Here is a 26,960-nt window from a genome sequence, read left to right on the forward strand (position 1 = left end):
TCTCTCAGGCGTCGCCAAGGAAGGATTTGATGGTCTCGATGAACTTGGTGACGGAAATCGGCTTGGAGATATAGGCCTCGCAGCCGCCTTGCCGGATCCGCTCTTCGTCGCCTTTCATGGCAAAGGCCGTCACGGCGATCACCGGGATTTTGTGCAGCTCGGGATCGGCTTTCAACAGCTTCGTCACGTCGAGGCCGGAAATTTCCGGTAGCTGGATGTCCATCAGGATGAGATCCGGATGGTGCTGGCGTGCCAGATCGACGGCCGTCAGGCCACTGCGGGTCTGAACGGTCCGGTAGCCATGGGCTTCGATCAGGTCGCGGAAAAGCTTCATGTTCAGTTCGTTGTCTTCAACGATCATCACGGTCTTTGGCATCCGCGACACTCCACTTTGCAAAAATGCGGCCCGTTCGCCGATGTTTCGGCGCCAGGTTCATCGAGACCTATCGCAATTTGATTTAAGAATTGGGAATCGGATCATGGGCAGGCTGAAGGACCGGGTGAATGTTGAAAACTGATCGAGGGCAAGCAGCACAGCCTGGCCCGGAAGCCGCACTGGCGATCGGCGTCCAGGCGCTTGAGTTCCTCGCGGGCGATCCGGTGCACCTGCATCGCTTCCTCGATCTCTCCGGCCTCGACGTCGGCCAGCTGCGGGCGGCGGCGGCCCAGCCGGCGTTCTTCGCCGGCCTCCTCGATTTCCTGCTGGCGCACGAGCCGACGCTTCTCGCCTTCGCAGCGGACGCCGATCTGTCTCCCGCTACGGTGATGGCCGCGCGGCAAACGCTCAGCCAGTCCTTCGGTACGGCCGCGCCATGAGCCGGGCGCTTGTCACGGCGGGACCCGCCATCGCGGATCTCAGCGTCAGCTGGTCCGATCTGATCGTGCTCGATATCGATGAGGTGGTGCTGCACTTCATCTCTCCTTTCTGCGACCTCTTGGAGGAGTTCGGCGCCCGGCTTCACGTCGACAGCTTCCGGCTGACCGGCAATGTGCGCTCCGTCTCGACCGGCGCGGCCATCAGCGGCAGTGAACTGGATAAGGTCACCGTTCGGCTCTACGAGGAACAGGAAGTTCGACAGCTGCCTGTGCAAGGCGTCCAGGCAGCGCTCGCACGCCTGTCCGAGAAGGCCGACATCGTGTTCCTGACCGCGATGACGCCGGCCTATTATCCGCAGCGCCGGCGGCTGCTGGATGCTGCTGGCCTCGGCTTTCCGATGATCGCCACGGAGCGTGCCAAGGGCGGCGTCCTGGCGGAGCTCTCCGCGCGCTGGCCCGGGACGATCGTCTTCGCCGACGATCTGCCGCCCAATCTCGTCTCCGCCGGGCGCAGCTTGCCGCGCGCCCGGCTGATCCACCTGATGGCCAACGAGGTCTTTCGCCCGCATCTCCCGCCGCTGCCCGAGGGCGCGCTGAGCGCCGCCGACTGGAACGAGGCCGAGGCCCTCATCGAGAGCTTGCTCGCGGGCAAGGCTCCCTGAAGACGAGCGCCTGTGCTCGCTTTGCTGCCTGCCGCCGCTAGATCAAGGCGCGGGCTGGAAACCGGCCTTTGATCCGAAGGAGTAAGCACATGACCGCCTACATCGTCCTGACCCGCGAGCGCATGCACGATACCGCCGAGTTCGAGCGCTACGGGGAAATGGCGGGCGCCGCGATGGAGGGGCACGCGATCACGCCGCTCGCCTTCTACGGATCTTTCGAGGTCCTTGAGGGTGATCCGATCGAGGGCAGCGTCATCCTCAGCTTCCACGATCGAGCGGCGGCAGAGGCGTGGTACCGCAGCCCCGCCTATCAGGCGGCCATGCAGCACCGGCTGAAAGCTGCTGACTACCGCGTCTTCATCATCGAAGGCGTTGATGTCGAAGACTAATCTTTCACCGTTCGGGCGCGGGTGCCCGTCAAGTCGGTGCTTGCGGACGCCCATGCGCGGGGAATAAACTCCGCCATGGCCACCAGCGAGTCCCCCAGCCCCGACGCGATCCCGGCCTTTTGCCGCGACTGTCTGGCCATCCAGCGGGGAAGCGGACGGCGCTGTGAGGCTTGCGGCAGCCCAAGGGTGGCCCGCCATGCCGAGCTCTTCAATCTCGCCATCGCCCATCTCGACTGCGACGCCTTCTACGCCGCGGTCGAGAAGCGAGACCGTCCGGATCTTGCCGATAAGCCGGTGATCATCGGCGGCGGCCGACGCGGTGTGGTGACGACCGCCTGCTACATCGCCCGCATCACCGGCGTGCGCTCCGCCATGCCGATGTTCCAGGCGCTGAAGCTCTGCCCGGAAGCCGTGATCATCAGGCCGGACATGGTGAAGTATGCCGAGGTCGGCCGCGAGGTGCGCGAGCGCATGCGGTCGATCACCCCGCTGGTCGAGCCCCTGTCGATCGATGAAGCCTTCATGGACCTCAACGGAACAGCCCGCCTGCACGGCTGCCCACCGGCCTTGACGCTCGCGCGGCTCGCCGCGGAGATCCAGCGGGATCTGCGGATCACCGTCTCCATCGGCCTGTCGCACAACAAGTTCCTCGCCAAGATCGCCTCCGATCTCGACAAGCCCCGGGGCTTTTCGGTGATCGGGAAGGCTGAGACGCTCTCCTTCCTGCATGACAAGCCGATTTCGATGATCTGGGGCGTCGGCGCCTCTACCGACGCGACGCTGGCGCGCGACAATCTGCGCACCATCGGCCAGGTGCAGGCGATGGAGGAAAGCGTCCTGATGCGCCGCTATGGGGTGATGGGCCAGCGTCTCGCCCGCCTGTCCCGAGGGATCGACCCACGTGCCGTCAATCCGGTCGGCGAGATGAAGAGCATCTCCGCCGAAACCACGTTCAACGAGGACCTCTCACACCGCGAGGACCTGATCCCGATCCTGCGCAGCCTCAGCGAGAAGGTCGCGCGGCGTCTGAAGGCGACCGACATGGCGGCGCAGACGATCGTGCTGAAGCTGAAGACGGCCGACTTCAAGACGCGCACGCGCAGCCGCAAGCTCGCCGACCCGACGCGTCTGGCAGACCGGATTTTCGAGGCCGGACGACAGCTGATCGAAAGGGAACTCGACGGCACGCGCTTCCGTCTGATCGGCATCGGATGCAACGACTTTGCCGAGGCGGCCCTCGCCGATCCCGCCGACCTCGTCGATCCGCTGGCGGAAAAGCGCGCCAAGGCCGAAGGCGCTTTCGATCGCCTCCGTGCGAAGTTCGGCCTCGCGGCGATCGAGACCGGCTATACGTTCAGGGCGAAGCCTGTCGACGCGCCGGAGACGTCGCTCCGGGTTCTCGAGGACGAAAAAGGCCAGTCCGAACAGAAGCCGCCGGCCAAGCGCTAAGAAACTGAGTCCACCGCCTCAGATTCTGAATCAGGCGAGTTCGACGTCGAGCACCCCAGGCGCCGCTTTGATCGCGCTCGCCATCTGCGGCGAGACCCGGTAGCGGCCGGGCAGAGCGATCTCGATCTCCCGCTCGCCGCCTGCCCGAATCAGCACCACCGAGACTTCCGAATCGCCCCCCGCCTGCAACTGGCTTCGGAACGCCTTCATTGGACCGGCATCGCGCATGAAGACCCGCAGCGACTTCTGCATGCGGACCGCCTCGTCCTCCAGCGATTGGACGCTTTGCGCCCGCAGCGAAATGCCTTCCGGCCTCTCTTCCGCACCGACCATCAGGATTACCGACGCACCGGGCTCGAGGAAGTCGCGAAACTGCACGAGCGCCTCGGTAAACAGCACCACCTCGTACTGGCCGCTCGGATCCGACAAGGCGACGATGCCGATCTTTCCGCCGCTCTTGGTCTTGCGCTCCTGTCGCGAGGTGACTGTGCCCGCGAGCTTGCCGGCGGCGGCACCGCGGCGCACGCTCGCCACGACCTCCGCATGGGTCTGCACCCTCAGCCGCTTCAGCGTTTCCTTGTACTCATCGAGCGGATGGGCGGAGAGATAGAAGCCGATCGCCTGGAACTCGCGCATGAGTTTCTCGGTGGACGTCCACAGCGCCGCATCGTTCAGCCGCAGCCGCTCGGGATCACCGCCCGCCGCCGCGCCGAACATGTCGTTCTGTCCCGAAATGCGCGCCTCGTGCAGGCGAAGGGCATAACCTGAGAGCAGTTCGAGATTGGCAGTCAGCCGCGCCCGGTCGTGCCCGAAGAGGTCAAGCGCACCGGCAGCAACAAGACTTTCCAGCGTCCGCTTGTTCACGACCTTCGGGTCGATCCGCGCGCAGAAATCCTCGAGGCTCTTGTAAGGCCCGCCTTGCTTGCGGCGTTCGACGATATGCTCGACCGCCTGCTCGCCGACGCCCTTGATGGCGGCGAGCGAGTAGAAGATGCGGCCGTCCTCGACCTCGAAGGCCTTGTGCGAGGTCTGGACCGACGGCGGCACGACCTCGATGCCAAGGCGCATGGCGTCCAGCCGGAAATCGTTCAGCTTCTCGGTATTGCCGATGTCGAGCGTCATCGACGCCGCGAGGAACTCGGTCGCGTAGTTGGCCTTCAGGTAGGCCGTCTGGTAGGCGACCAGCGCATAGGCGGCAGCATGGCTCTTGTTGAAGCCGTAGTCCGCGAACTTCGCCAGAAGGTCGAAGATCATGTTCGACTGTGGCTTGGTCAGCCCGTTCTTGACCGCGCCCTCCACGAAGCGCACCCGCTGCTGGTCCATCTCGGCACGAATCTTCTTGCCCATCGCGCGGCGCAGAAGATCGGCCTCGCCGAGCGAGTAGCCGGACAGGATCTGCGCGATCTGCATCACCTGTTCCTGGTAGATGATGACGCCCTGCGTCTCCTTCAGCACCACCTCAATCATGGGGTGGATATAGTCGGCCTCCTCCTCGCCGTGCTTACGGGCGTTGTAGGTCGGGATGTTCTCCATCGGGCCCGGCCGATACAGCGCGACCAGCGCGATGATGTCCTCGAACTGGTCGGGCCGCATGCCGATCAGCGCCTTGCGCATGCCGACCGATTCCACCTGGAACACGCCGACGGTCTCGCCCCGCGTCAGCATGTCGAAGGTCAGCTTGTCGTCGAGCGGCAGGCTGCCGAGATCGATGGCGACGTCGCGCCGCGCGATGAGGTCGACTGCCGTTTTCAGCGTGGTCAGCGTCTTTAGGCCGAGGAAGTCGAACTTCACCAAGCCGGCCTGCTCGACCCATTTCATGTTGTACTGCGTCACCGGCATGTCGGATCGCGGATCGCGGTACATCGGGACGAGCTTCGACAGCGGACGGTCGCCGATCACGATGCCGGCGGCATGCGTCGAGGCATGGCGGTAGAGGCCTTCAAGCTTCAGCGCGATGGTGATCAGCCGGTCAACGATCTCCTCCTTCTCGCGCTCTTCCTGCAGCCGGGGCTCCTCGATCAGCGCCTGGGCCAGCGTGACCGGATTGGCCGGGTTGGCCGGCACCATCTTGCAGAGCTTGTCGACGTGGCCGTACGACATTTCGAGCACGCGGCCGACGTCGCGCAGGCAAGCGCGGGCCTGCAGCGTTCCGAAAGTGATGATCTGCCCGACCTGCTCGCGGCCGTATTTGTCCTGGACGTAGCGGATCACCTCGCCGCGACGGTCTTGGCAGAAGTCGATGTCGAAGTCGGGCATCGAGACGCGGTCGGGGTTCAGGAAGCGCTCGAAGAGCAGCGAGAACCGCAGCGGATCGAGATCGGTGATGGTCAGCGAGTAGGCGACGAGCGAGCCGGCGCCCGAGCCGCGGCCCGGGCCGACCGGAATACCTTGCGCCTTCGCCCACTTGATGAAGTCGGCAACGATCAGGAAGTAGCCGGGAAACTTCATCCGCTCGATGACGCCGAGCTCGAAGGCGAGCCGGTCGCGGTAGACTTCGGCGGTCTGCCCGGGACAAGGACCGTGCGCCGCGAGTCGGGCCTCAAGCCCCTCCTCCGCCTGACGGCGGAGTTCCAAAATTTCGGCCTCTTCGGCCTCCGCCGCGTCGACGTCGGCACCGGCGAAGCGCGGCAATATCGGCTTGCGGGTTCGTGGCCGGAACGAGCAGCGGCGGGCGATCTCGAGGGTGTTCTCGAGCGCTTCCGGCAGGTCGGCGAACAGGACCGCCATCTCCGCCTGGCTCTTCAGGCAGTGGTCGCGCGTCATCCGGCGGCGATCCTCATGGCTGACCAGCCGGTTGCTTGCCACCGCCATCAACGCGTCATGCGCGTCAAAATCCTCGGGCGAGGCAAAATACGGTTCGTTGGTCGCCACCAGCGGCAATTCGAGATCGTAGGCGAGCGCCACCATCTCGCTCTCGATGCGGCGGCCACGGCCGGCATGACGCTGAAGTTCGACGTAGAGGTTGCCTGGATAAATCGCGGAGAGGCTTTCCAGCCGCTCGCGCGCCACTTGCCCCCGACCGGCTTGGATCGCGGCCCCCACCGGACCGAGCGATCCGCCGGTGAGGACGATCAGCCCCTCCGACCGCGCCTGCAGCCAGTCGAGGCGAATGTGCGGACGGACGTTTCCATCGTGTTCGAGGTAGGCGAGCGAAACCAGTTCGACGAGGTTCTCGTAGCCGCGCTCGGTGGCGGCGATGAAGACCATCGCCGCGTGGGCCGCAAGGGTCGCCCGCTCGCGGTGCGAGTTTCCGGCTTCCGGGTCCGCGTCGTCGAAGTCGACCTCAAGCTGACAGCCGACGATCGGCTGGATCCCCGCCTTCGCGGCCTTCTCGGAGAATTCGAGCGCCCCGAAGAGGTTGTTGGTGTCGGCGATGCCCACGGCGGGCATGCCGTCGGCCTTGGCGTATTTGACGATCTGCTCGATCCGCAGCGCGCCCTCGAGCAAGGAGAAGGCGCTATGGCTGCGCAGGTGGACGAATTTGAGGGTCGATGGTCCGCTGGTGTTCTCGCCCATGTTCTTCTCCCGGTCCGTCGGTCGGCACCTTCGTCTCCCCACACCGGCCTGTCGAGGGCGGTGCGGGGGCTATCAACAGGCGAAGGATCAGATCGAATTGAGGATCAGGGAGAAGCTGGCGATGAACAGGGCGATGGCGGCAAGCGAGGCGAGGTCTTTGGCGAAAAGCAGCATCGGAGTGTTCCCTACTTGTTCTGTGTTCTCTTTTTGTTCCTTTGTGGCCGCTGAGTCAAGCGGTGTCGGTCCGTCCGGCAGGTGACGGACCTGGGCATGCGAGACATGGTTAAGGACGCGACGACGCGTCCGCCGGATCTGTCCGGTGGGCGCTTCCTCGCGGCTGAAATGGGGGCGGACTAGAAGCGGTGCGCGTCGTCGAGCACGAAGGGCACGATCTTGCCGCCCTCCAGAGTGATCGCCCGGTCCATTCGGGCGGCCAGCATATGGTTGTGCGTGGCGATGAGGGCAGCGACGCCCGACTGGCGCACGAGCGCCGTCAGCGCGTCGAAAACGTAGCCGGCGGTGGTCGGGTCGAGATTGCCGGTCGGCTCGTCGGCCAGGAGCACGTAGGGGCTGTTGGCGACCGCACGGGCGATGGCGACGCGTTGCTGCTCACCGCCGGACATCTCGGCCGGACGGTGGCTGGCCCGTGCGCCGACGCGCATGTAGTCGAGCAGCTGCTGCGCCCGCTCGGCCGCTTCCTTATGCCCGAGGCCGCAGATCAGCTGCGGCAGCATGACGTTCTCCAACGCCGAGAACTCCGGCAGAAGGTGGTGGAACTGGTAGACGAAGCCGATCGACTGGCGCCGCATCTGGGTACGGCGCTGGTCGCCGAGGCTGCCGCAGGCCTCCCCGTTGATGAAGACCTCGCCCTCGGTCGGACGCTCGAGCAGGCCGGCAATGTGCAGCAGCGTCGACTTGCCCGCACCGGACGGCGCGACCAGCGCCACCATCTCGCCAGGCTCAATCGCGAAATCAGCAGCATCCAGGATGACGAGCTTCTCCTCGCCCTGGGCATAGTGGCGGCTGACGTTCTCGAGGCGGAGGGACTGGGGCTTGTCGGTCATTCGTAGCGCAGTGCCTCGACGGGATCGAGTGTCGACGCCTTCCAGGATGGGAAGATCGTCGCGAGGAAGGAGAGGCCGAGCGCCATGGCGGTTACTAGCGCCACCTCGCTGACGTCGATCTCCGCCGGAAGCCGGCTGAGGAAATAAAACTCGGGGTCGAACAGGCTCTTGCCGGAAACCCAGGAGAAGAACTGCCGGATGTTCTCGATGTTGAGGCAGAAGACGACCCCGAGAAACAGGCCGGCGAGCGTTCCGGACACGCCGATCGACGCACCGGTGATGAAGAACACCCGCATCACCGAGCCCCGCGTCGCCCCCATCGTACGGAGAATAGCGATGTCGCGGCCCTTGTCCTTCACCAGCATGAAGAGGCCGGAGATGATGTTGAGCGCTGCCACCAGCACGATCAGCGTCAAGATGATGAACATGACGTTGCGCTCGACCTGCAGGGCCGAGAAGAAGGACTGGTTGTCTTGCTGCCAGGTGGTCGTGTAGTTCGGCCGCCCGGCCGCCTGCTCGACAGGGCCTTGGAGATTGCGCACGTCATCCGGGTCGGATGCGAAGATCTCGATCGACTGCGCTTGCCCCTCGGCGTTGAAGAACAGCTGGGATTCCGGAAACGGCATATAGACATAGGCTGCATCGAAGTCCGAGAGGCCGATCTCGAAGATTGCCACCACCGGATAGGCCTTGACGCGCGGCACGGTGCCGAGCGGTGTCGTGTCGCCGTCGGGCGAGATCAGGGTGATGCTGTCACCAAGGTTGAGGCCGAGCGTCTGCGCCAGGCGGCTGCCGATGGCGACGCCGCCGCTGGCGTCGAAATTGCCGATGGTGCCGAGAATGACGTTGTTCGCCACCGGCCCGAGCTTCATCAGGTCATCGCCGCGCACGCCCTTGACCAGCGCAAAGGACCGCGCGGCCCCGCTGCCGCTAACCAGCGCCTGGCCTTGCACCAGCGGCATGGCGTTCGTGACGCCCGCCACCTTCGCGATGCGGTCGGTGACCTCCGCGAAGTCGTTGAGTGGCGTATCGATCGGCCGCATAATGACGTGGCCGTTGACGCCAAGAATGCGTGTCAGCAACTCCGTGCGAAAGCCGTTCATCACCGACATCACGATGATCAGCGCCGCGACACCGAGCAGGATGCCGATGAAGGAGAAGCCGGCGATGACCGAGACGCCGGCATCCTTGCGCCGCGAGCGGAGATAGCGCCCGGCGATCATCCATTCGAACCGGGCGAAAGGTTTCGTCGCCCCGATTATCGGCGCCGGGCCCTTCACCTCGGTCTCCGCCAAGGCGCTCACGCGGCGATACGGGCGAGGACGTCGGCGAGCGGCAAGGCGAAGCGCTCCCCGGTGGCGCGGATTTTGATCTCCGCCTCTCCGGCCTTGGCGCCGCGCGGGCCGACGATCACCTGGATCGGCAGACCGATAAGGTCCATCGTCGCGAACTTCGCGCCGGCCCGCGTGTCCTCGTCGTCGAGGAGGACGTCGTAACCGGCGGCGCCGAGGTCGCGGTAGAGATCCTCGCAGGCCTTGTCGCAGTCGGCGTCGCCCGGCTTCATGTTGATCACGCCGACATCGAACGGCGCGACGCCCTTCGGCCAGATGATGCCGGCGTCGTCATGGCTGGCCTCGATGATTGCCGCGACCAGACGGCTCGGGCCGATACCGTAGGAGCCCATGAACACCGGGGTGTCCTTGCCGTCCGGGCCGGTCACCAGCGCCTTCATCGGCTCGGAATACTTGGTGCCGAAGTGGAAGATGTGGCCGACTTCGATCCCGCGCGCCTCGACCCGGTCCGCCTCCGGCACAACCTCGAAGGCCGCCGCGTCGTGCATGTCTTCGGTCGCGGCATAGGGCGTCGTCCAGGCCTCGACGACCGCGGCAAGCCCGGCGGCATCGTCAAAATCCACCCCGTCGCCCGGCGGTGCAAGGTCGAGATAGTCGCGGTGCAGGAATACGCCGCTCTCGCCGGTCGCGGCGAGGATGAGGAACTCGTGGCTCAGCTCGCCGCCAATCGGACCGGTATCGGCACGCATCGGGATCGCCTTCACGCCGAGCCGCTCGAAGGTGCGGAGATAAGCGACGAACATCCGGTCATAGGCGGTCTTCGCCTTGTCGTAGTCGACGTCGAAGGAATAGGCGTCCTTCATCAGGAACTCGCGCCCGCGCATCACGCCGAAGCGCGGCCGCACCTCGTCGCGGAACTTCCACTGGATGTGGTAGAGGTTGAGCGGCAAGTCCCTGTAGGACCGCACATACGAGCGGAAGATGTCGGTGATCATCTCCTCGTTCGTCGGACCGTAGAGCAGATCCTTCTTCTGCCGATCCTCGATCCGCAGCATCTCCTTGCCGTAGTCGTCATAGCGACCGCTCTCGCGCCAGAGATCGGCCGACTGGATCGTCGGCATCAGCATCTCGACGGCGCCCGAACGATCCTGCTCCTCGCGCACGATCTGGCAGATCTTGTCGAGCACGCGCTTGCCAAGCGGCAGCCAGGAGTAGATCCCGGCGGTCTGCTGGCGGATCATGCCGGCCCGCAACATCAGCCGGTGCGAGACGATCTCAGCCTCTTTCGGGGTTTCCTTGAGGATCGGCAGGAAGAAACGCGACATGCGCATGCTGGGACCGCACTTTCCGAATGTAACGAGGACTGCCTCGTGCTGCCGTGATGGGGCTGGAACAAGGCGACAGGGGAAAACTTCTGGATGTCAGACGGTGCCAACCGGAATCAGCGTCCCCATTTCGCCCCGGCCACCCGTTTCTTAAACGGTTCTTAACCCGCCACTGCCCGCTTGAAAAGCCACGGCAACCTTGCACGAGGAAGAGGCGGAAGAAGCTTAATCAGACGCCAGCTGTGTATATCATCCGTCATAAAACTGAAATTTATCGTGACAAGCGCTTTTTAGGCCGCTAACGTCAGGTCATAAAAGGACGTCGGAAAGACGCTCTAAACACGGTCTAGTCTCGGGAGGACGTGGTTTTCGGCGCAACCTTGGTTCGCGCCCCAGCCGGAGTAGCTGGTAGAAAACCCGGACCGTCATTTCAGGAAATGCAGGGCTCGCGCTCTGCATTTTTTTTGTGCGCATTTTAGCGAAGCTGAGATAGCGGTCGTCTGCCGCCAGCTGGGCGCGATTTCAACCAGCCCCGGGCAGGAAGTTTGGAAAGCTCGCGGGTCCGACGCCGAGAACCTCGGTCACCCAGTAGAACAACGCAAACACCAGCAGCGATACCGCCGATGTCCACAGCGCCGTCCGGGCAAAGCTGAAATGAGTCGGCGCACTCGCCGGCGTGCCGTCGACGATCTGGTTGTCGTCCCCCTGCGAGCGCAGACCGATAGGCAGTATGGCGAACAGAACCGTCCACCAGATGATGAAGTAGATCGCCAATCCGGTCGGCCAGCCCATTCTCAGATCTCCTCGAGTTCGATCAGCGTTCCCAGCATGTCGGCGGGATGGACGAAGATCACCGGTCGGCCATGGGCACCGATCTTCGGTTCACCCAGCACCCTGGCACCCTCGGCCAGCAGCATTTCGCGCGCCCGCGCCAGATCGTCCACCTCATAGCAGACATGGTGCATCCCGCCGCGGGGATTCTTTGCGAGGAAAGCCGCGATCGGCGATGCGTCGCCCAGCGGCTCCATCAGCTCGATCCGGCTGTTGACGAGGTCAACGAAGGCGACGGTCACCCCATGCTCAGGCAGAGACTGCGGCACCGAGACGCTGGCGCCAAGCGCATCGCGGTAGCGCGCAATGGCGGCCGAAAGATCCGGCACGGCCAAGGCCACGTGGTTCAGCCTGCCCAGCATTGCGTCTCTCCCCTCGCCCAAGTCACGCCCGCCGCAGCGCAAGGGCAATCGAACCACCCCGCCGACAGCAAGATGCCCGGACATTGCGCCCGGGCATCCATCATTTCAAAGATTAGCGGCTTTTACGACTGCGTCACGAAAACCGTGACGATCGGCTTCTTGCCCCAGTGCGAATAGGCCGCCGAACGCGTTGCCCGGCGCGCCGATTCGCGCACCAACTCCAGGTCCTTGCGACGACCGCGCGGAATGCTGCCGATCGCCTCGGCGACCGCATCGATCAGCAATTCCTCGAGTTCCTCGCCGGCGACGTCGAACTTCGGCAGGCCCAGGCAGACGACGTCGGGATCGTTGCGCAGTTCCAGCTTGCTGGTCAGCTCGATCAGCACCGTGACGTGGCCAACCTGGGCGACGCGGCGGCGCTCGCCGATGCCCATCTCCTCGATCGAACCGATCAGGTTGCCGTCCTTGTAGATGCGACCGACCGGCACCTCGTCGATCACCTCGGCCCGGCCCGGCGCGAGCCGAACCATCTTGCCGTTGCGGATCGACACGACCTCGGGAACGCCAAGGCTGCGCGCGAGCTCGGCATGCGCTGAAAGATGGGCGGCTTCACCATGCGCCGGAACGGCGATCTTCGGCTTCACCCATTCATACATCTGGCGCAGTTCGTTGCGGCGTGGGTGGCCGGAAACATGCACCAGCTTGTCGCTGTCCTCGACGATGAGGATGCCGCGGTCGATCAGTGCGTTCTTGATCTCAAGGATGCCCCGCTCGTTGCCGGGGATGGCCCGCGACGAGAACACGACCGTATCCCCCTTAGACAAGGCGACCGACGGATGCTCGTCGCGCGACAGGCGGGCCAAAGCCGCGCGGGCTTCGCCCTGGCTGCCCGTCAGAATGATCACTGCCTTTTCCCGCGGGATATAGCCAAAATCCTGCTCGCCCAGGAACTCCGGCAGACCCTCGAGGTAGCCAAGCTCCCCCGCGACATCGGCGACCCGCTTCATCGAACGGCCGAGCAGCAGGACCTGTCGGCCCGCCTCTTCAGCCGCGGTCGAGATCGACCGGATTCGGCCTACGTTTGACGAGAAGGTTGTCACGGCGACACGGCCGCTGGCTTCCTGAATCACCTCGCGCAGCGATTTCACCACGTCCTTCTCGCTCGGCGAGACACCTTCGCGCATGGCGTTGGTGGAGTCGCAGATGAGGGCGAGAACGCCCTCTTCGCCGATCTCGCGCAGCCGCTTCTCGTCGGTCGGCTTGCCGAGCGACGGGGTCGCGTCGATCTTCCAGTCGCCGGTGTGGACGACGGTGCCGAGCGGCGTGCGGATGGCGAGCGCCACCGGCTCCGGGATCGAGTGCGTGACGTTCACTGCCTCGATGTCGAACGGGCCTACCTTGAAGCGATCGCCGGCATTAAAAATTGTGACGGGGATCTTGGCAGCACCCGCCTCGCCTTCGCGCTTGGCCGACAGCAGCGCCGCGGTGAACGGCGTCGCATAGACCGGCACCTTCAGCATCGGCCAGAGGTCCATCAGCGCGCCATAATGATCTTCGTGCGCGTGGGTGATGACGATGCCCTTCAGGGCGCCGCGCTGCTCCTGGATAAAGCGGATGTCGGGGAACACCAGGTCCACGCCCGGAAGATCCGGTCCGGCAAAGGAGACGCCGCAATCGACGATGATCCATTCGCGGTCATGCTCGGGACCGTAGCCGTAGCAGGCGAAATTCATACCGATTTCGCCAATACCGCCGAGCGGCACAAATACCAGTTCTGTCAATATCTTGTCACTTCATCTTCGTAAGGCGATTCCGCCGTTTCAGTGGGGTCGTTCATCTCAAGGGCGCCATGCGCCAATCGTCGTTTGGTCCGAAGGTGCGCAGTGCCCGCACGCGTTCAGCCCAGCAAAAACACATCGCCTGCCGATACCAGACGGCGGTTGCCGTCAGCCTCGTCCAACACCAGCCGACCGGTCGGATCGAGATCGGCGAAGATCCCGGCAACCGACTGGTCCGGCAGGTTGACGGTGCAGGGTCTGCCGATACCGGCTGCATGGGAGATCCATGCTTGCCGGACGGCCGCAAAATTCGATCCGCGTCGCCAGAGGGCGATCGCGTCCTCAACGCCCGTTGCCACAGCGGCAAACACATCGGCCACCTCGGCGCTCATCCCCTCGCGCCGCAGTCCTGTGACGGGATAAGGTGTTCCTTCCGGAACATTCGCGACGTTCACACCGCAGCCAATCACCGTCGCAAGGCGCCCATCCGAAAGGCGTTCGCTCTCGACAAGAATGCCGGCAGTCTTCTTTCCTTCGATCAAAATATCATTCGGCCATTTGATCCGGATGTTCCGGCGATCCCCGCTGTCCAGCGATGCCAGTCCGTTCCGGACACCCAGCGCCGCGACCAGCGGAAGGTTCGAAACATGCTCGATCGGAGCGGGGTCGATCAGCAGTAGGCTGGTATATAGATTACCCCGCTCGGAAACCCAAGGGCGCGCCCGCCTGCCCTTTCCGGCAGACTGGCGTTCGGCAGTAACCCACAGCAGACCTGGATCCCCGGACCGCGCCGCCTCGAGGGCGATGACGTTCGTCGATCCAACCTCGTCGAGCGCGAGGCGCCGGCGAAGCGGCCGATGGGCCAAGGTCAGAAGAACGTCCCCGCAGCCGCCGTCGCCGCCGACAGAAGTGAGGGTCCGATGACGATGTAGAGCGGGAAGACGAAGAGTGCCGAAATCAGGAGGACGGCGCGCAGCTCGATCGTCATCGGCACGAAGCCTTCAGCCGGCTCGTCGAACCACATCACCTTCACGATGCGCAGGTAATAGAACAGGCTCACTGTCGACGCGACGACGCCGATGACCGCGAGCGGAACCAGACCAGCGCCGACAGCCGCCATGAAGACGTAGTACTTGCCAACGAAACCGACGAGCGGCGGAAGGCCTGCCAGCGACAGCATGAGCGCCGTGAGACCCAGCGCCATCATCGGATTGGTCCGCGACAGGCCAGCCAGTTCCTGGATCTCCTCGACCATGCCATTCTTCCGGCGCATCGCCAGGATGACGGCAAACGTGCCGAGAGTCATCGCCATGTAAGTCGCCATGTAGATGACGACACCGCGCACGCCGAGCGCATCGCCGGCGGCAAGGCCGACCAGCGCATAGCCCATGTGGCCGATCGAGGAATAGGCCATCAGACGCTTGATGTTGCGCTGACCGATCGCGGCGAACGCGCCGAACACCATCGAGGCGATCGAGATGAAGACGATGACCTGGCGCCAGTCGCCGGTATAGGGACCAAAGCCCTGGACAGTGAAGCGCGTCAGCAGCGCCATCGCCGCAACCTTCGGCGCCGCGGCGAAGAACGCCGTCACCGGTGTCGGGGCGCCCTCGTAGACGTCGGGCGTCCACATGTGGAACGGCACAGCCGAAATCTTGAAGGCAAGGCCCGAGATCACGAAGACAAGGCCAACGACCAGACCGAAAGAACGGCCTTCGGCAGACAGGGCCGCGGCAATCTGCTGGAAGCCGATCTGGCCGGTGAAGCCGTAGACCATCGACGCGCCGTAGAGCAGCATGCCCGAGGAAAGCGCGCCGAGGATGAAGTACTTCAGTCCCGCCTCGGTGGAGCGGACATTGTCGCGGTTGAAGGCGGCGATGACGTAGAGGGCGAGCGACTGCAGCTCGAGGCCCATGTAGAGCGCGATGAGGTCACCGGCCGAGACCATCAGCATCATGCCGACGGTGGCCAGCACGATGAGAACGGGGAACTCGAAGCGGTCCAGACGGTCGCTGCCGGCAAAGCCCACCGACATCACCACGGCGGCAGCCGAGCCGATGAGCACCAGAACCTTCATGAACCGCGCGAACGGATCAAGCACGAAGGATCCGCCGAAAGCGACGCCATTGGGCGCCACGAACATCAGCCAGAGCGCAGACACGAGGAGAAGCACCACGGCCAGCTTGGTGATCAGCCGGGCACTCTTCTCGCCAATGAAGACGCCGAGCATCAGGAGAGCCATCGCACCCACCGCGAGGATCATCTCGGGGCCGATCATCGGCAGGCTGGCGGAGAGGAAATCGGGTGTCATCATCGTCTCCGGCTACTGCGCCAGCGCGAGGGAATGGGCCGCCTCGATCGCAGCGGTGTAGTTCGACACCAGCGCGTCGACCGAGGCTGCGGTCGCATGGAACACCGGCATCGGGTAGACGCCGTAGAAGATCGTCAGCACCACCAGCGGATAGAGCAGGATCTTCTCGCGGCGCGAGAGATCAAGAATGTCCTTGAGGTTATCCTTGACCAGTTCGCCGAAGATCACCCGGCGATAGAGCCACAGCGCGTAGCAGGCCGACCAGATGACGCCCGTCGTTGCGAAGATCGCGACCCATGTGTTGGCGCGGTAGGCGCCCATCATGGTCAGGAACTCACCGACGAAGCCCGACGTGCCGGGAAGGCCGACATTTGCCATGGTGAAGATCAGGAACACCGTCGCGTATTTCGGCATGCGGCTGACGAGACCGCCATAGGCGGAGATTTCGCGGGTGTGCATGCGGTCGTAGACGACGCCGACGCAGAGGAAGAGCGCGCCGGAGACGAGACCGTGCGAGAGCATTTGGAAGATTGCCCCCTGCACGCCCTGATCATTGCCGGAGAAGATGCCCATGGTCACGAAGCCCATATGCGCCACCGAGGAATAGGCGATGACCTTCTTGATATCGTCCTGCATCAGGGCGACCAGCGAGGTGTAGATGATCGCCACTACCGACAGCGTGAACACCAGCGGCGCAAAGTCGGCCGAGGCCAGCGGGAACATTGGCAGCGAGAAGCGCAGGAAGCCGTAGCCGCCGAGCTTCAGCAGAATGCCGGCGAGGATCACAGAGCCTGCCGTCGGCGCCTCGACGTGCGCATCCGGCAGCCATGTGTGAACCGGCCACATCGGCATCTTCACCGCGAAGGACGCGAAGAAGGCGAGCCACAGCCAGGTCTGCATCGAGGCAGGGAAGTTGTAGGCCAGAAGATCGGGGATCTGCGTCGTACCGGCGGTAAAGGACATCGCCATGATGGCGACGAGCATCAGGACCGAACCGAGGAAGGTATAGAGAAAGAACTTGTAGCTGGCGTAGACGCGCCGCTTGCCGCCCCAGACGCCGATGATCAGGAACATCGGGATCAGCGAGCCTTCGAAGAAGACGTAGAAGAGGACGATGTCGATCGCGCAGAACACGCCGACGACCAGCGTCTCCAGGAGGAGGAACGCGATCATGTACTCCTTCACGCGGGTCTGGATGGTCTCCCAGCTCGCAAGGATGCAGATCGGCATCAAGAAGGTCGTGAGGATCACGAACAGCATCGAGATGCCGTCAATGCCCATGTGATAGCTGATGCCGCCCTCGCCCAGCCACTGCGCCTGCTCCACCATCTGGAAGCCGGTCACGCTGTTGTCGAAGTCGATCCAGATGAGGAGCGACAGGAGGAAGACGAAGACGCTGGTGATCAGCGCGATGTTGCGCACATTGCGGCGCGCGAGTTCGTTGTCGTCCTTGACCAGCATGATCAGGAGGACGCCGACCAGCGGCAGGAAGGTAACGGCAGAGAGGATCGGCCAACCGGTCATCAGCTTGCTCCTCCGACCATCATCCAGGTGACGAGGACCGCGACGCCGATCATCATGGCGAAGGCGTAGTGATAGAGGTAGCCGCTCTGCAGCTTGACCGCGCGACCGGTGACATCGAGCACGCGGGCAGAGATGGCATCGGGACCGAAGCCGTCGATGATCTTCACGTCACCGGTCTTCCAGAGGAAGCGGCCAACGCGCTTGGCGGTCCGGACGAACAGGAAGTCGTAGAACTCGTCGAAGTACCACTTGTTGAGGAGGAAGGCGTAGAGGCCGCGGTGCGTCTCGGCGATCTTCTTCGGCGTGCCCGGCGAGCGGATGTAGAACTGCCAGGCCAAAGCGAATCCGATGACCATCGCGACGAACGGCGACGCGATGACCCAGCCCGGCACCTCGTGGCGGTCGTGCAGGATGTGGTTCTCCGGTCCCGAAAACAGCGCGGTGCGCCAGAACTCGTTGTAGCCCTCGCCAAGGAAATACGGCTCGAACACGATACCGGCCAGGAGCGCGCCGGCGGCCAGGATGAACAGCGGCACCAGCATGACCATCGGCGACTCGTGCACGTGATGCATGACCTCGTGCGAGGCGCGCGGCTTGCCGTGGAAGGTAAGGAAAATCAGGCGCCAGGAGTAGAAGCTGGTCATCAGCGCGGCGATCACCGTCATGCCGAAGGCGTAGCCCGCGAAGGCGTTGTGGCCGGCAAAGGCGCTCTCGATGATCGCGTCCTTGGAGAAGTAGCCGGCAGTGAACGGGAAGCCGGTCAGCGCGAGCGTGCCGATCACCATCATCCAATAGGTCTTCGGAATGTATTTCCGAAGGCCGCCCATGTGGCGCATGTCCTGCTCGCCATCCACCGCGTGGATCACCGAGCCGGCGCCGAGGAACAGCAGTGCCTTAAAGAAGGCGTGCGTGAAGAGGTGGAAAACCGCCGCGCCATAGGCACCGACGCCGAGCGCGACGAACATGTAGCCGAGCTGCGAGCAGGTGGAGTAGGCGATGACGCGCTTGATGTCGTTCTGCACGAGGCCGATCGTCGCCGCAAAGAACGCCGTCGTCGCGCCGATGAAGGTGACGAAGGTCAGCGCCGAATGCGACAGCTCGAACAGCGGCGACATGCGCGCCAGCATGAAGACGCCCGCGGTGACCATCGTTGCCGCATGGATCAGCGCGGAGACCGGGGTCGGGCCTTCCATCGCGTCCGGCAGCCAGGTGTGCAGGCCGAGCTGCGCCGACTTGCCCATGGCGCCCATGAACAGCAGGAGGCAGATGACGGTCATCGCACCACCGGTGGTCAGCGAGTATCCGGCGAAGGTGAAGATCGCATGCGACATCGCGTTGGCGGCAGGCTCGGCGGTGGCGGCGGCAGCCTCCGCACCATGCGCCGCGCCAGCACCCAGCTGTGCGGCCATATCGGCCGCGCCGGCGAAGATGGTGTCGAGGTTGACCGAGCCGAACATCACGAAGATCGCGAAGATGCCGAGCGCGAAGCCGAAATCACCGACGCGGTTGACGATGAAAGCCTTCATCGCCGCCGCCGAGGCGGACGGCTTCTTGTACCAGAAACCGATCAGCAGATAGGAGGCGAGACCGACGCCCTCCCAGCCGAAGAACATCTGGACGAGATTGTTCGACGTCACCAACATCAGCATGGCGAAGGTGAAGAGTGAGAGATACGCAAAGAAACGCGGCCGGTGCGGGTCGTGGTGCATGTAGCCGATGGAATAGACATGCACGAGCGACGAGACCGTGTTCACGACCACCAGCATGACCAGCGTCAGCCGGTCGATCCGCAGCGACCAGGACACGTCGAGCGTGCCGGACTGGATGAACTGCAGCAGCGGCACGCGCAGCGTCTCGCCCTCGCCGAAGCCGAAGGAGATGAAGGCGATCCAGGACAGGATGGCCGAAACGATGAGAAGGCCGGAGGTCGTGTACTCGGACGCCTTGGCGCCCATCTGATTGCCGAACAGGCCGACGATCAGGAAGCCGACCAGCGGCAGGAGGACGATCGCTTGATACATCGACGATCAGCCTTTCATCGTGTTGACGTCTTCGACCGCGATCGAGCCGCGGTTCCGGAAGAAGACGACGAGAATTGCAAGGCCGATGGCCGCTTCCGCAGCCGCGACCGTGAGAATGAACAGCGCGAAGACCTGACCCACGAGATCGTTCAGGAAGGCCGAGAACGCCACAAGGTTGAGGTTTACCGAGAGCAGGATGAGCTCGATCGACATCAGGATGGTGATGACGTTCTTCCGGTTGAGAAAGATGCCGAAGACGCCCGTCACGAAGAGGATGGCGCCGACGGTGAGGTAATGGCCGAGACTGACTTCCATGTTCTTTATCCTTGCCCCGACGACATCAGATGCCCTGCCCGCTCTTGACCTTGCGGATCTCGATCGCGGTTTCCGGTGTGCGTGCCACCTGCTCCGGGATCGACTGGCGGCGGATGCCGACCTTGTGGCGCAGCGTCAGGACGATCGCCCCGATCATCGCAACGAACAGGATCAAGCCGGCGATCTGGAAGAAGTAGACGTAGCGTGTGTAGAGGATGAAGCCGAGCGCCTCGATGTTCGAGGTCGTCGCAAGCGCCGGCGTCGGGTAGGCGGTCGCGGTGGCAAGGTTCGGCGAGTAGACATTGCCGGTCACCGCGATGACGAGTTCCGCGAGCAACACGATGCCAATGATCGCGCCGATCGGCGCGTAGTCGAGGGCACCGCGCTTCAGCGCGACGAAGTCGACATCGAGCATCATGACGACGAACAGGAAGAGCACCGCCACCGCGCCGACATAGACGACGATCAGGATCAGCGCGAGAAACTCTGCACCGGTCAGCAGGAACAGCCCCGCTGCAGCGACGAAGGTCAGAATCAGAAACAGGACCGAGTGCACCGGATTGCGCGACAGCACCACCATGATGGCGGCGCCGATGGTCACGGCGGCAAAGACGTAGAAGAAAAGTGCCTGCAGGCCCAGCATCGTCGGGCTCCTTGTCGTCGTTCGCCAAAGGCTTTTGCCGCTGGCCGTCTTGCGTGTCTGTCGATGTCGGGGATTCGGGGAGAGCTCGAAGCGCCCTTCCCGTCACCGCCCCGGATTAGCGGTACGGCGCGTCGAGTGCAATATTGCGCGCGAGTTCCCGCTCCCAGCGATCGCCGTTCGCGAGGAGCTTGTCCTTGTCGTAGTAGAGCTCTTCGCGCGTCTCGGTCGAGAACTCGAAGTTCGGGCCCTCGACGATGGCGTCGACCGGGCAGGCTTCCTGGCAGAAGCCGCAGTAGATGCACTTCACCATGTCGATGTCATAACGCACCGTGCGGCGGGTGCCGTCATTCCGGCGCGGGCCGGCCTCGATGGTGATCGCCTGCGCGGGGCAGATCGCCTCGCAGAGCTTGCAGGCAATGCAGCGCTCTTCGCCGTTGGGATAACGGCGCAGAGCGTGCTCTCCACGAAAGCGAGGGCTCTGAGGGTTCTTCTCGAAGGGATAGTTGATGGTCGCCTTCGGCGCGAAGAAGTAGCGCATCGACATCACGAACGCCTTGGCGAACTCGACGAGGAACAGCGACTTGATGGTCTGGGTGACGGCGGTCATGGATCAGCCCCCAAGGCTTGAAGCGGACAGGCTCTCCGCCACGATCGGGCCGACGAACCAGCCGACAATCGGGAAGACGAAGAGCGACATGATGCGGATCAGCTTCAGCGGTCCCGAGGCGGCAGCGCGCGCATTGGCGCGGCCGGCTGCCCCGAGGACCACGAAGTCTGCGATACCGACGAGAAGGCCGATGATCGCACCGATGATGGCGGCGGTCATCACGCCGGACCCCAGCCCGTCAGCTTCAGCACGAAGGCGACGATGACGACCATCCCGAGCGAGATCGGCAGGAAGACCTTCCAACCCAGCCGCATCAGCTGGTCGTAGCGGTAGCGCGGCACGAAGGCCTTGACCATCGCGAACATGAAGAACACCAGCGCCACCTTAGCAAGGAACCAGATGATGCCCGGGACCCAGGTGAACGGCGCGAAAGCGAAAGGCGGGAGCCAGCCTCCGAGGAAGAGGATCGTCGTCAGGCAGCACATCAGGGTGATAGCGGCATACTCGCCGAGCATGAACATCATGTACGGGGTCGAGCCGTACTCCACCATGAAGCCCGCGACGAGCTCGGACTCCGCTTCCGGCAGATCGAAAGGCGGCCGGTTCGTCTCGGCGAGCGCCGAGATGAAGAAGATGATGAACATCGGGAACAGCGACAGCCAGTGCCAGTCGAGGAACGTGTTCGGCAAGCCGATCATCGTGCCGACGCCGTCGCGCTGGGCGAGGACGATGTCGGTGAGGTTCAGCGAGCCGACGCAGAGCAGAACCGTGACGATGACGAAGCCGATCGAGACCTCGTAGGACACCATCTGCGCGGCCGAGCGAAGCGCGCCGAGAAAGGCGTACTTCGAGTTCGACGCCCAGCCGCCCATGATCACGCCGTACACCTCGAGCGAGGAGATGGCGAAAATGTAGAGGATGCCGATATTGATGTCGGCGATCACCCAGCCGTCGGCGACTGGCACCACGGCGAAGGTCGCGAGTGCGAGCGTCACTGCCACGAGCGGTGCCAAAAGGAACACTGCCTTATCGGCAGAGGCCGGGATCACCGGCTCCTTCAGGACGAACTTCAGGAGATCGGCGAAGGACTGGAACAGTCCCCAGGGGCCAACGACGTTCGGTCCGCGGCGCATCTGCACCGCCGCCCAGATCTTGCGATCGGCAAGCAGGATGTAGGCGATGAGCACCAGCAGGACGACGAGGAAGAGCAGGCACTGGGCGATGATGACGATCGCGGGCCAGGCGTAGACGGAGAAGAAGTCAGTCATGGTCCCTCTCCCTATTCCGCGGCTTGCAGGTGTTCGGCATGCGCGAGCTGCGAGCACTCCGCCATCACCTTGGAGGCGCGGGCGATCGGGTTGGTCAGATAGAAATCGCCGGTGCCCGACACGAAGGACGGACCGGAAAGGGTCTCCGCGCGATCGGCGAGCGTCGTGATGACCGATGCGTCGGCAGCGACCACCGCGTTCGAGCGGAGATGCGCGTGGCTCCCGTAGAGATCGGCGCGGAGTGCCGAGAGCGAATCGAACGGCAAGGTCTTGCCGAGGACCGCCGACAGCGCCCGCAGGATCGCCCAATCTTCACGCGCGTCACCTGGGGGGAAAGCCGCCCGGCTGCCGGTCTGCGCCCTGCCCTCGACATTGACCCAGGTCCCCGACTTCTCGGTGTAGGCCGCAGCCGGCAGGATGACATCGGCGCGGTGGGCACCCTTGTCGCCATGCGTGCCGATGTAGACGACGAAGGGACCAGCCGCGATGTCGATCTCGTCGGCGCCAAGGTTGAAGAGCACATCGACACCGCCGCGGGCCATCTCGGCCGCGGTCTGGCCGCCCTCGCCCGGCACGAAGCCGATGTCGAGGCCGCCGACGCGCGACGCCGCATTGTGGAGGACGTTGAAGCCGTTCCAGCCCTCGCCGACAGCCCCGATCTCGCGGGCGAGCGCAGCTACCGCCGCCAAAACGGCTGCGCCGTTGCTGCCGGTGAGCGCGCCTTGGCCAACGATGATCATCGGCTTCTTCGCGGCCATCAGCGCCTCGTAGAAGCCGCGGTTGGCGCCCTCGATGTTCGACAACGTATCCGGCCCGGCGCCGAGATAAACAGCGTCGTAGCGGAGGTCGATCTTTTCGCCGATCATGCCGATCGGGAAGCCGCCCATCCGCCAGCGCTTGCGGATGCGCGCATTGAGCACGGATGCCTCGTAGCGCGGGTTCGCGCCGATGATCAGCAGCGCGTCGGCATCCTCGATGCCGGCGATCGACGTGTTGAAAATGTAGGACGCCCGGCCGTCTGACGGATCGAGTGCGGCGCCATCCTGGCGGCAGTCGATGCTGGACGAGCCGAGTTCGCCCATCAGCCGCTTCATCGCCCACATGTCCTCGATCGAGGCGAGATCACCGGCGATCGCACCAACCTTGGCGCTGGTGGTGGCGGAAACCTTGGCCTTGATCGCCGCGAACGCGTCCGACCAGGAGGCGGCGACGAGGCGGCCGTCCTTGCGGACATAAGGCTTGTCGAGGCGCTGGGTGCGAAGGCCGTCCCAGACGAAGCGGGTCTTGTCGGAGATCCACTCTTCGTTGATGGACTCGTTGATGCGCGGCAGGATGCGCATGACTTCGCGGCCGCGCGTGTCGACGCGGATCGCCGAGCCGACGGCATCCATCACGTCGATGCTCTCGGTCTTGGTCAGCTCCCACGGGCGCGCCTGGAAGGCGTAGGGGCGCGAGGTCAGCGCGCCGACCGGGCAGAGGTCGATGACGTTGCCCTGCAACTCCGACGTCATCGCGTTCTCGAGATAGGTCGTGATTTCGGCGTCCTCGCCGCGGCCGATCAGGCCCAGCTCGGAAATGCCGGCGACCTCGGTCGTGAAGCGGACGCAGCGCGTGCAGTGGATGCAGCGGGTCATGATCGTCTTGACCAGCGGACCGATATACTTGTCCTCAACGGCGCGCTTGTTCTCGCGGTAGCGCGAGTTGTCAGCGCCGAAGGCCATGGCCTGATCCTGCAGGTCGCACTCGCCGGCCTGATCGCAGATCGGGCAATCCAGCGGATGGTTGATCAGCAAGAATTCCATCACGCCCTCGCGGGCCTTCTTCACCATCGGGGTGTTGGTGAAGATTTCCGGGCTCTCGCCGTTCGGACCGGGTCTGAGGTCGCGCACGTTCATGGCGCAGGAGGCCGCTGGCTTCGGCGGTCCGCCCTTCACCTCTATCAGGCACATGCGGCAATTGCCGGCGATCGACAGCCGCTCGTGGAAGCAGAAGCGCGGGATTTCGACACCGGCCTCTTCGGCCGCCTGCAACAGCGTATAGTGGTCGGGAACGTCGATCTCGGTGCCGTCGACTCTGAGTTTGGCCATGTCAGTTGCCTCGTGGGTCTTTCGCCGCGGTGTACGCAGCGAACAGTTCGGCGACGGCGATACCGTTGATCGTCATGCCATCCGTATTGACGTTGTCGAAGGCGGCGTCCGTGAAGTTGGCGTTCTTGAACCGGGCCTCGGTCATGTCGACGTCGGTGAACAAGGTGCCCGCCAGGTCCGCACTGGTGATCTCGGCGCCCGACAGGTCGACGTTCTCGAAACGGGCTTCCGACAGGTCCGTGTCGGAAAACGCCGAATGCGAGATGTCCGCCTTCTGGACCGTCAAAACGTCGGCGCGGCCGATGATCTCCGTCATCTCTACTCCGCCGCTTCGAGGATCAGCGGACGGTTTACGCCCGGCGCCTTGTTGGCGGAGAACTCGTCGATGCGGCGCTCCACCTCGGCACGGAAATGACGCATCAGGCCCTGGATCGGCCAAGCCGCCGCATCGCCGAGCGCGCAGATGGTGTGACCCTCGACCTGCTTGGTGATGTCGAGCAGCATGTCGATCTCGCGCTTCTCGGCATTGCCGACGACCATGCGCTCCATCAACCGCCACATCCAGCCGGTGCCCTCGCGGCACGGCGTGCACTGGCCGCAGCTCTCGTGCTTGTAGAAATAGCTGAGACGCGCGATGGCACGCACGATGTCGGTCGACTTGTCCATGACGATCACCGCGGCGGTGCCGAGCGAGGTCTTGATGTCCTTCAAGCCGTCGAAGTCCATCTTGCAGTCGATGATGTCGGCCGCCGGCACGAGCGGCACCGAGGAGCCGCCGGGGATGACGGCGAGCAGATTGTCCCAGCCGCCGCGAATGCCGCCACAATGCGTGTCGATCAGCTCGCGGAAGGTGATGCCCATCTCTTCCTCGACGGTGCACGGCTTGTTGACGTGACCGGAGATGCAGAAGAGCTTGGTGCCGGTGTTGTTGGCGCGGCCGAGCGCGCCGAACCAGGCGCCGCCGCGGCGCAGAATGGTCGGCGCAACGGCAATCGACTCGACGTTGTTGACGGTCGTCGGGCAGCCGTAGAGGCCCATGTTCGCCGGGAACGGCGGCTTCAGGCGCGGCTGGCCCTTCTTGCCCTCGAGGCTCTCGAGCAGCGCCGTCTCCTCGCCGCAGATGTAGGCACCCGCGCCATGGTGGACGTAGATATCGTAGTCCCAGCCGGAACCGTTGTCCTTGCCGAGCTTGCCGGCCTGGTACAGCTCATCGATCGCCAGCTGCAGCGCCTCGCGCTCGCGCACGTACTCGCCGCGGACATAGATGTAGCAGACATGCGCGCCCATCGCGAAACCGGCGATCACGCAGCCTTCCAGCAGCGTGAAAGGGTCGTTGCGCATGATGTCGCGGTCCTTGCAGGTGCCCGGCTCGGACTCGTCCGCATTGACGACGAGGTAGTGCGGACGGCCGTCCGACTCCTTCGGCATGAACGACCATTTGAGTCCGGTCGGGAAGCCGGCACCGCCACGGCCGCGAAGGCCGGAGGCCTTCATCTCGTTGATGATCCAGTCGCGGCCCTTGCCGATCAGCTCGGCGGTATCGGTGAAATGGCCGCGCGACATTGCGCCCTGCAGGCTCTTGTCCTTCAGGCCGTAGATGTTGGTGAAGATGCGATCCTTGTCCTGAAGCATCTCAGACTCCCCGTCCTGTCGACCGCATCACTTGGCCTTTTCCGGCGCCGGCGAAGCATCATCGCTGACGCGTGCGCCTTCCGTCGGCGCATCGGCGTCGTTGCGCTTCTTCGCAAACGGCGCCGCTGCCGACTGGCCCGGCTCCAGGCCACCCTTATCCGAAGCCTCGGTCGTCGCCGCCTTGGTGGCGTCGTCTTCCTTGTCGCCCGCGCCCGTCGGCCCGCCCTCGGAGCCTCCGGTATGGCCGGCGCCCGGCACGTGCGCGCCCTTGGACGGGTCGATGCTCTCGGCCGTCTCGACCGACTGCGGGACGTTGTTCTGGTTTGCCTTGCCTGGCGCTGCGATGCTCGGATCGGTCTCAGGCGCATGCGTCGTCGGACGACCTGCGTTTGAAGGCACCGTCTCGCTAGACGCGCCCTCTCTGGATCCGCCATCCTGCGCCGCCGCTTCGCCCTTAGGCTTCTCCTCGGACGTCAACGACGTCAGGCCGCCCTCGGGCGCCGACAGATGCCGATCGATCTGCGGACCGACCTTGACGGCCTCGTCGCGCTCGAAAGCATCGATCATCTGCTCCAGCCGCTCCGGCGTCAGGTCTTCGTAGGTGTCCTTGAACACCATGACCATCGGCGCGTTGACGCAGGCGCCGAGGCACTCGACCTCTTCCCAGGACAGCGTGCCGGAAGCGTTGAGATGGAACTGGTCGTGGTGGATCTTGGACTGGCAGACGCGCTTCAGCGCGTCCGAGCCGCGCAGCATGCACGGCGTCGTTCCGCAGACCTGAATGTGCGCCTTCGTCCCCACCGGCTTCAGCTGGAACTGGGTGTAGAAGGTCGCGACCTCGAGCACCCGAATCAGCGGCATCTGCAGCATGCCGGCGATGTGCTCGATCGCGGGCTTGGAGACCCAACCATCCTGGTCCTGAGCCCGCATCAACAGCGGAATCACGGCGGACTGCTGGCGCCCTTCCGGATACTTACGGATCGTGTCTTCCGCCCAGGTCGAATTATCGGCCGAAAAGGCGAAGCTGGCGGGCTGGACACTGTCTTCCGCGAGACGTCTGACTGACAT

General features: G+C 64.2%; 25 protein-coding genes. 4 read left to right on the top strand and 21 right to left on the bottom strand.

What is annotated here, in order from left to right:
* Nucleotides 1–4 precede the first annotated feature (4 nt).
* On the bottom strand, nucleotides 5–376 hold the full coding sequence (locus ACZLZY_RS10625) for a response regulator (RefSeq protein ID WP_472933514.1): 372 nt from the start codon (nucleotides 374–376) through the stop codon (nucleotides 5–7).
* 128 nt (nucleotides 377–504) lie between these two features.
* On the opposite strand from ACZLZY_RS10625, the gene ACZLZY_RS10630 reads away from it, so the two are divergent.
* From ACZLZY_RS10630 to ACZLZY_RS10645, 4 genes are all read left to right on the top strand, one after another.
* Nucleotides 505–816: a DUF3572 family protein gene (locus ACZLZY_RS10630; protein ID WP_472933515.1), complete on the top strand. Its 312-nt coding sequence runs from the start codon at nucleotides 505–507 to the stop codon at nucleotides 814–816.
* Nucleotides 813–1,478 carry a hypothetical protein gene (locus ACZLZY_RS10635; RefSeq protein ID WP_472933516.1) on the top strand — a complete coding sequence of 222 codons (666 nt, stop codon included), beginning with the start codon at nucleotides 813–815 and terminating at the stop codon, nucleotides 1,476–1,478. The genes ACZLZY_RS10630 and ACZLZY_RS10635 overlap by 4 nt, the downstream gene beginning before the upstream one ends.
* An 89-nt stretch (nucleotides 1,479–1,567) precedes the next feature.
* Nucleotides 1,568–1,867, top strand: a complete 300-nt coding sequence (locus tag ACZLZY_RS10640) for a DUF1330 domain-containing protein (protein ID WP_472933517.1) — start codon at nucleotides 1,568–1,570, stop codon at nucleotides 1,865–1,867.
* 75 nt (nucleotides 1,868–1,942) lie between these two features.
* Nucleotides 1,943–3,316 (top strand): DNA polymerase IV, encoded by a 1,374-nt coding sequence (locus ACZLZY_RS10645; RefSeq protein ID WP_472933518.1) that lies wholly within the window; start codon nucleotides 1,943–1,945, stop codon nucleotides 3,314–3,316.
* 30 nt (nucleotides 3,317–3,346) lie between these two features.
* Here ACZLZY_RS10645 and dnaE read toward each other — a convergent pair whose 3' ends face one another.
* The 20 genes from dnaE to nuoE all read right to left on the bottom strand — a co-directional run bounded on the left by dnaE (nucleotide 3,347) and on the right by nuoE (nucleotide 26,960).
* Nucleotides 3,347–6,832, bottom strand: coding sequence for a DNA polymerase III subunit alpha (dnaE, locus tag ACZLZY_RS10650; protein WP_472933519.1), 3,486 nt, complete (start codon nucleotides 6,830–6,832; stop codon nucleotides 3,347–3,349).
* 353 nt (nucleotides 6,833–7,185) lie between these two features.
* The gene (locus tag ACZLZY_RS10655; RefSeq protein WP_472933520.1) at nucleotides 7,186–7,896 is read right to left on the bottom strand and encodes an ABC transporter ATP-binding protein; all 711 of its coding nucleotides are present in this window, start codon (nucleotides 7,894–7,896) and stop codon (nucleotides 7,186–7,188) included.
* Nucleotides 7,893–9,200 carry a lipoprotein-releasing ABC transporter permease subunit gene (locus tag ACZLZY_RS10660; protein ID WP_472933521.1) on the bottom strand — a complete coding sequence of 436 codons (1,308 nt, stop codon included), beginning with the start codon at nucleotides 9,198–9,200 and terminating at the stop codon, nucleotides 7,893–7,895. The genes ACZLZY_RS10655 and ACZLZY_RS10660 overlap by 4 nt, the downstream gene beginning before the upstream one ends.
* Nucleotides 9,197–10,519, bottom strand: coding sequence for a proline--tRNA ligase (proS, locus tag ACZLZY_RS10665; protein WP_472933522.1), 1,323 nt, complete (start codon nucleotides 10,517–10,519; stop codon nucleotides 9,197–9,199). The genes ACZLZY_RS10660 and proS overlap by 4 nt, the downstream gene beginning before the upstream one ends.
* A 516-nt stretch (nucleotides 10,520–11,035) precedes the next feature.
* Nucleotides 11,036–11,305 (bottom strand): DUF1467 family protein, encoded by a 270-nt coding sequence (locus ACZLZY_RS10670; RefSeq protein WP_472933523.1) that lies wholly within the window; start codon nucleotides 11,303–11,305, stop codon nucleotides 11,036–11,038.
* Nucleotides 11,306–11,307: 2 nt separating this feature from the next.
* The gene (mce, locus tag ACZLZY_RS10675; RefSeq protein WP_472933524.1) at nucleotides 11,308–11,706 is read right to left on the bottom strand and encodes a methylmalonyl-CoA epimerase; all 399 of its coding nucleotides are present in this window, start codon (nucleotides 11,704–11,706) and stop codon (nucleotides 11,308–11,310) included.
* 122 nt (nucleotides 11,707–11,828) lie between these two features.
* Nucleotides 11,829–13,487 (bottom strand): ribonuclease J, encoded by a 1,659-nt coding sequence (locus ACZLZY_RS10680; RefSeq protein ID WP_472933525.1) that lies wholly within the window; start codon nucleotides 13,485–13,487, stop codon nucleotides 11,829–11,831.
* A 116-nt stretch (nucleotides 13,488–13,603) separates the two neighbouring features.
* Nucleotides 13,604–14,356 carry a biotin--[acetyl-CoA-carboxylase] ligase gene (locus tag ACZLZY_RS10685; RefSeq protein ID WP_472933568.1) on the bottom strand — a complete coding sequence of 251 codons (753 nt, stop codon included), beginning with the start codon at nucleotides 14,354–14,356 and terminating at the stop codon, nucleotides 13,604–13,606.
* Entirely contained in the window at nucleotides 14,353–15,795 is a 1,443-nt protein-coding gene (gene nuoN, locus ACZLZY_RS10690; protein WP_472933526.1) for an NADH-quinone oxidoreductase subunit NuoN, read from the bottom strand. The genes ACZLZY_RS10685 and nuoN overlap by 4 nt, the downstream gene beginning before the upstream one ends.
* A gap of 12 nt (nucleotides 15,796–15,807) precedes the next feature.
* The gene (locus ACZLZY_RS10695; protein ID WP_472933527.1) at nucleotides 15,808–17,319 is read right to left on the bottom strand and encodes an NADH-quinone oxidoreductase subunit M; all 1,512 of its coding nucleotides are present in this window, start codon (nucleotides 17,317–17,319) and stop codon (nucleotides 15,808–15,810) included.
* The gene (gene nuoL, locus ACZLZY_RS10700; RefSeq protein WP_472933528.1) at nucleotides 17,319–19,340 is read right to left on the bottom strand and encodes an NADH-quinone oxidoreductase subunit L; all 2,022 of its coding nucleotides are present in this window, start codon (nucleotides 19,338–19,340) and stop codon (nucleotides 17,319–17,321) included. The genes ACZLZY_RS10695 and nuoL overlap by 1 nt, the downstream gene beginning before the upstream one ends.
* Nucleotides 19,341–19,346: 6 nt before the next feature.
* Nucleotides 19,347–19,655: an NADH-quinone oxidoreductase subunit NuoK gene (gene nuoK, locus ACZLZY_RS10705; RefSeq protein ID WP_472933529.1), complete on the bottom strand. Its 309-nt coding sequence runs from the start codon at nucleotides 19,653–19,655 to the stop codon at nucleotides 19,347–19,349.
* Nucleotides 19,656–19,680: 25 nt separating this feature from the next.
* A complete protein-coding gene (locus ACZLZY_RS10710; protein WP_472933569.1) occupies nucleotides 19,681–20,295 on the bottom strand; it encodes an NADH-quinone oxidoreductase subunit J in 615 nt (204 codons plus the stop codon).
* A 118-nt stretch (nucleotides 20,296–20,413) separates the two neighbouring features.
* A complete protein-coding gene (nuoI, locus tag ACZLZY_RS10715; RefSeq protein ID WP_472933530.1) occupies nucleotides 20,414–20,905 on the bottom strand; it encodes an NADH-quinone oxidoreductase subunit NuoI in 492 nt (163 codons plus the stop codon).
* A gap of 3 nt (nucleotides 20,906–20,908) precedes the next feature.
* The gene (locus ACZLZY_RS10720; protein ID WP_472933531.1) at nucleotides 20,909–21,124 is read right to left on the bottom strand and encodes a hypothetical protein; all 216 of its coding nucleotides are present in this window, start codon (nucleotides 21,122–21,124) and stop codon (nucleotides 20,909–20,911) included.
* Complete coding sequence (gene nuoH, locus ACZLZY_RS10725) at nucleotides 21,124–22,173, bottom strand: NADH-quinone oxidoreductase subunit NuoH (protein WP_472933532.1); 1,050 nt, start codon at nucleotides 22,171–22,173, stop codon at nucleotides 21,124–21,126. Before nuoH ends, ACZLZY_RS10720 begins: the two co-directional genes overlap by 1 nt.
* Nucleotides 22,174–22,184: 11 nt before the next feature.
* The gene (gene nuoG / locus ACZLZY_RS10730) at nucleotides 22,185–24,260 is read right to left on the bottom strand and encodes an NADH-quinone oxidoreductase subunit NuoG (RefSeq protein WP_472933533.1); all 2,076 of its coding nucleotides are present in this window, start codon (nucleotides 24,258–24,260) and stop codon (nucleotides 22,185–22,187) included.
* Between the two features lies 1 nt (nucleotide 24,261).
* On the bottom strand, nucleotides 24,262–24,576 hold the full coding sequence (locus ACZLZY_RS10735; protein ID WP_472933534.1) for a pentapeptide repeat-containing protein: 315 nt from the start codon (nucleotides 24,574–24,576) through the stop codon (nucleotides 24,262–24,264).
* A gap of 2 nt (nucleotides 24,577–24,578) precedes the next feature.
* Nucleotides 24,579–25,892: an NADH-quinone oxidoreductase subunit NuoF gene (gene nuoF / locus ACZLZY_RS10740; RefSeq protein WP_472933535.1), complete on the bottom strand. Its 1,314-nt coding sequence runs from the start codon at nucleotides 25,890–25,892 to the stop codon at nucleotides 24,579–24,581.
* Nucleotides 25,893–25,919: 27 nt separating this feature from the next.
* Nucleotides 25,920–26,960, bottom strand: a complete 1,041-nt coding sequence (gene nuoE, locus ACZLZY_RS10745; protein WP_472933536.1) for an NADH-quinone oxidoreductase subunit NuoE — start codon at nucleotides 26,958–26,960, stop codon at nucleotides 25,920–25,922.

The organism is Mesocryomonas lacus, assembly GCF_055730135.2.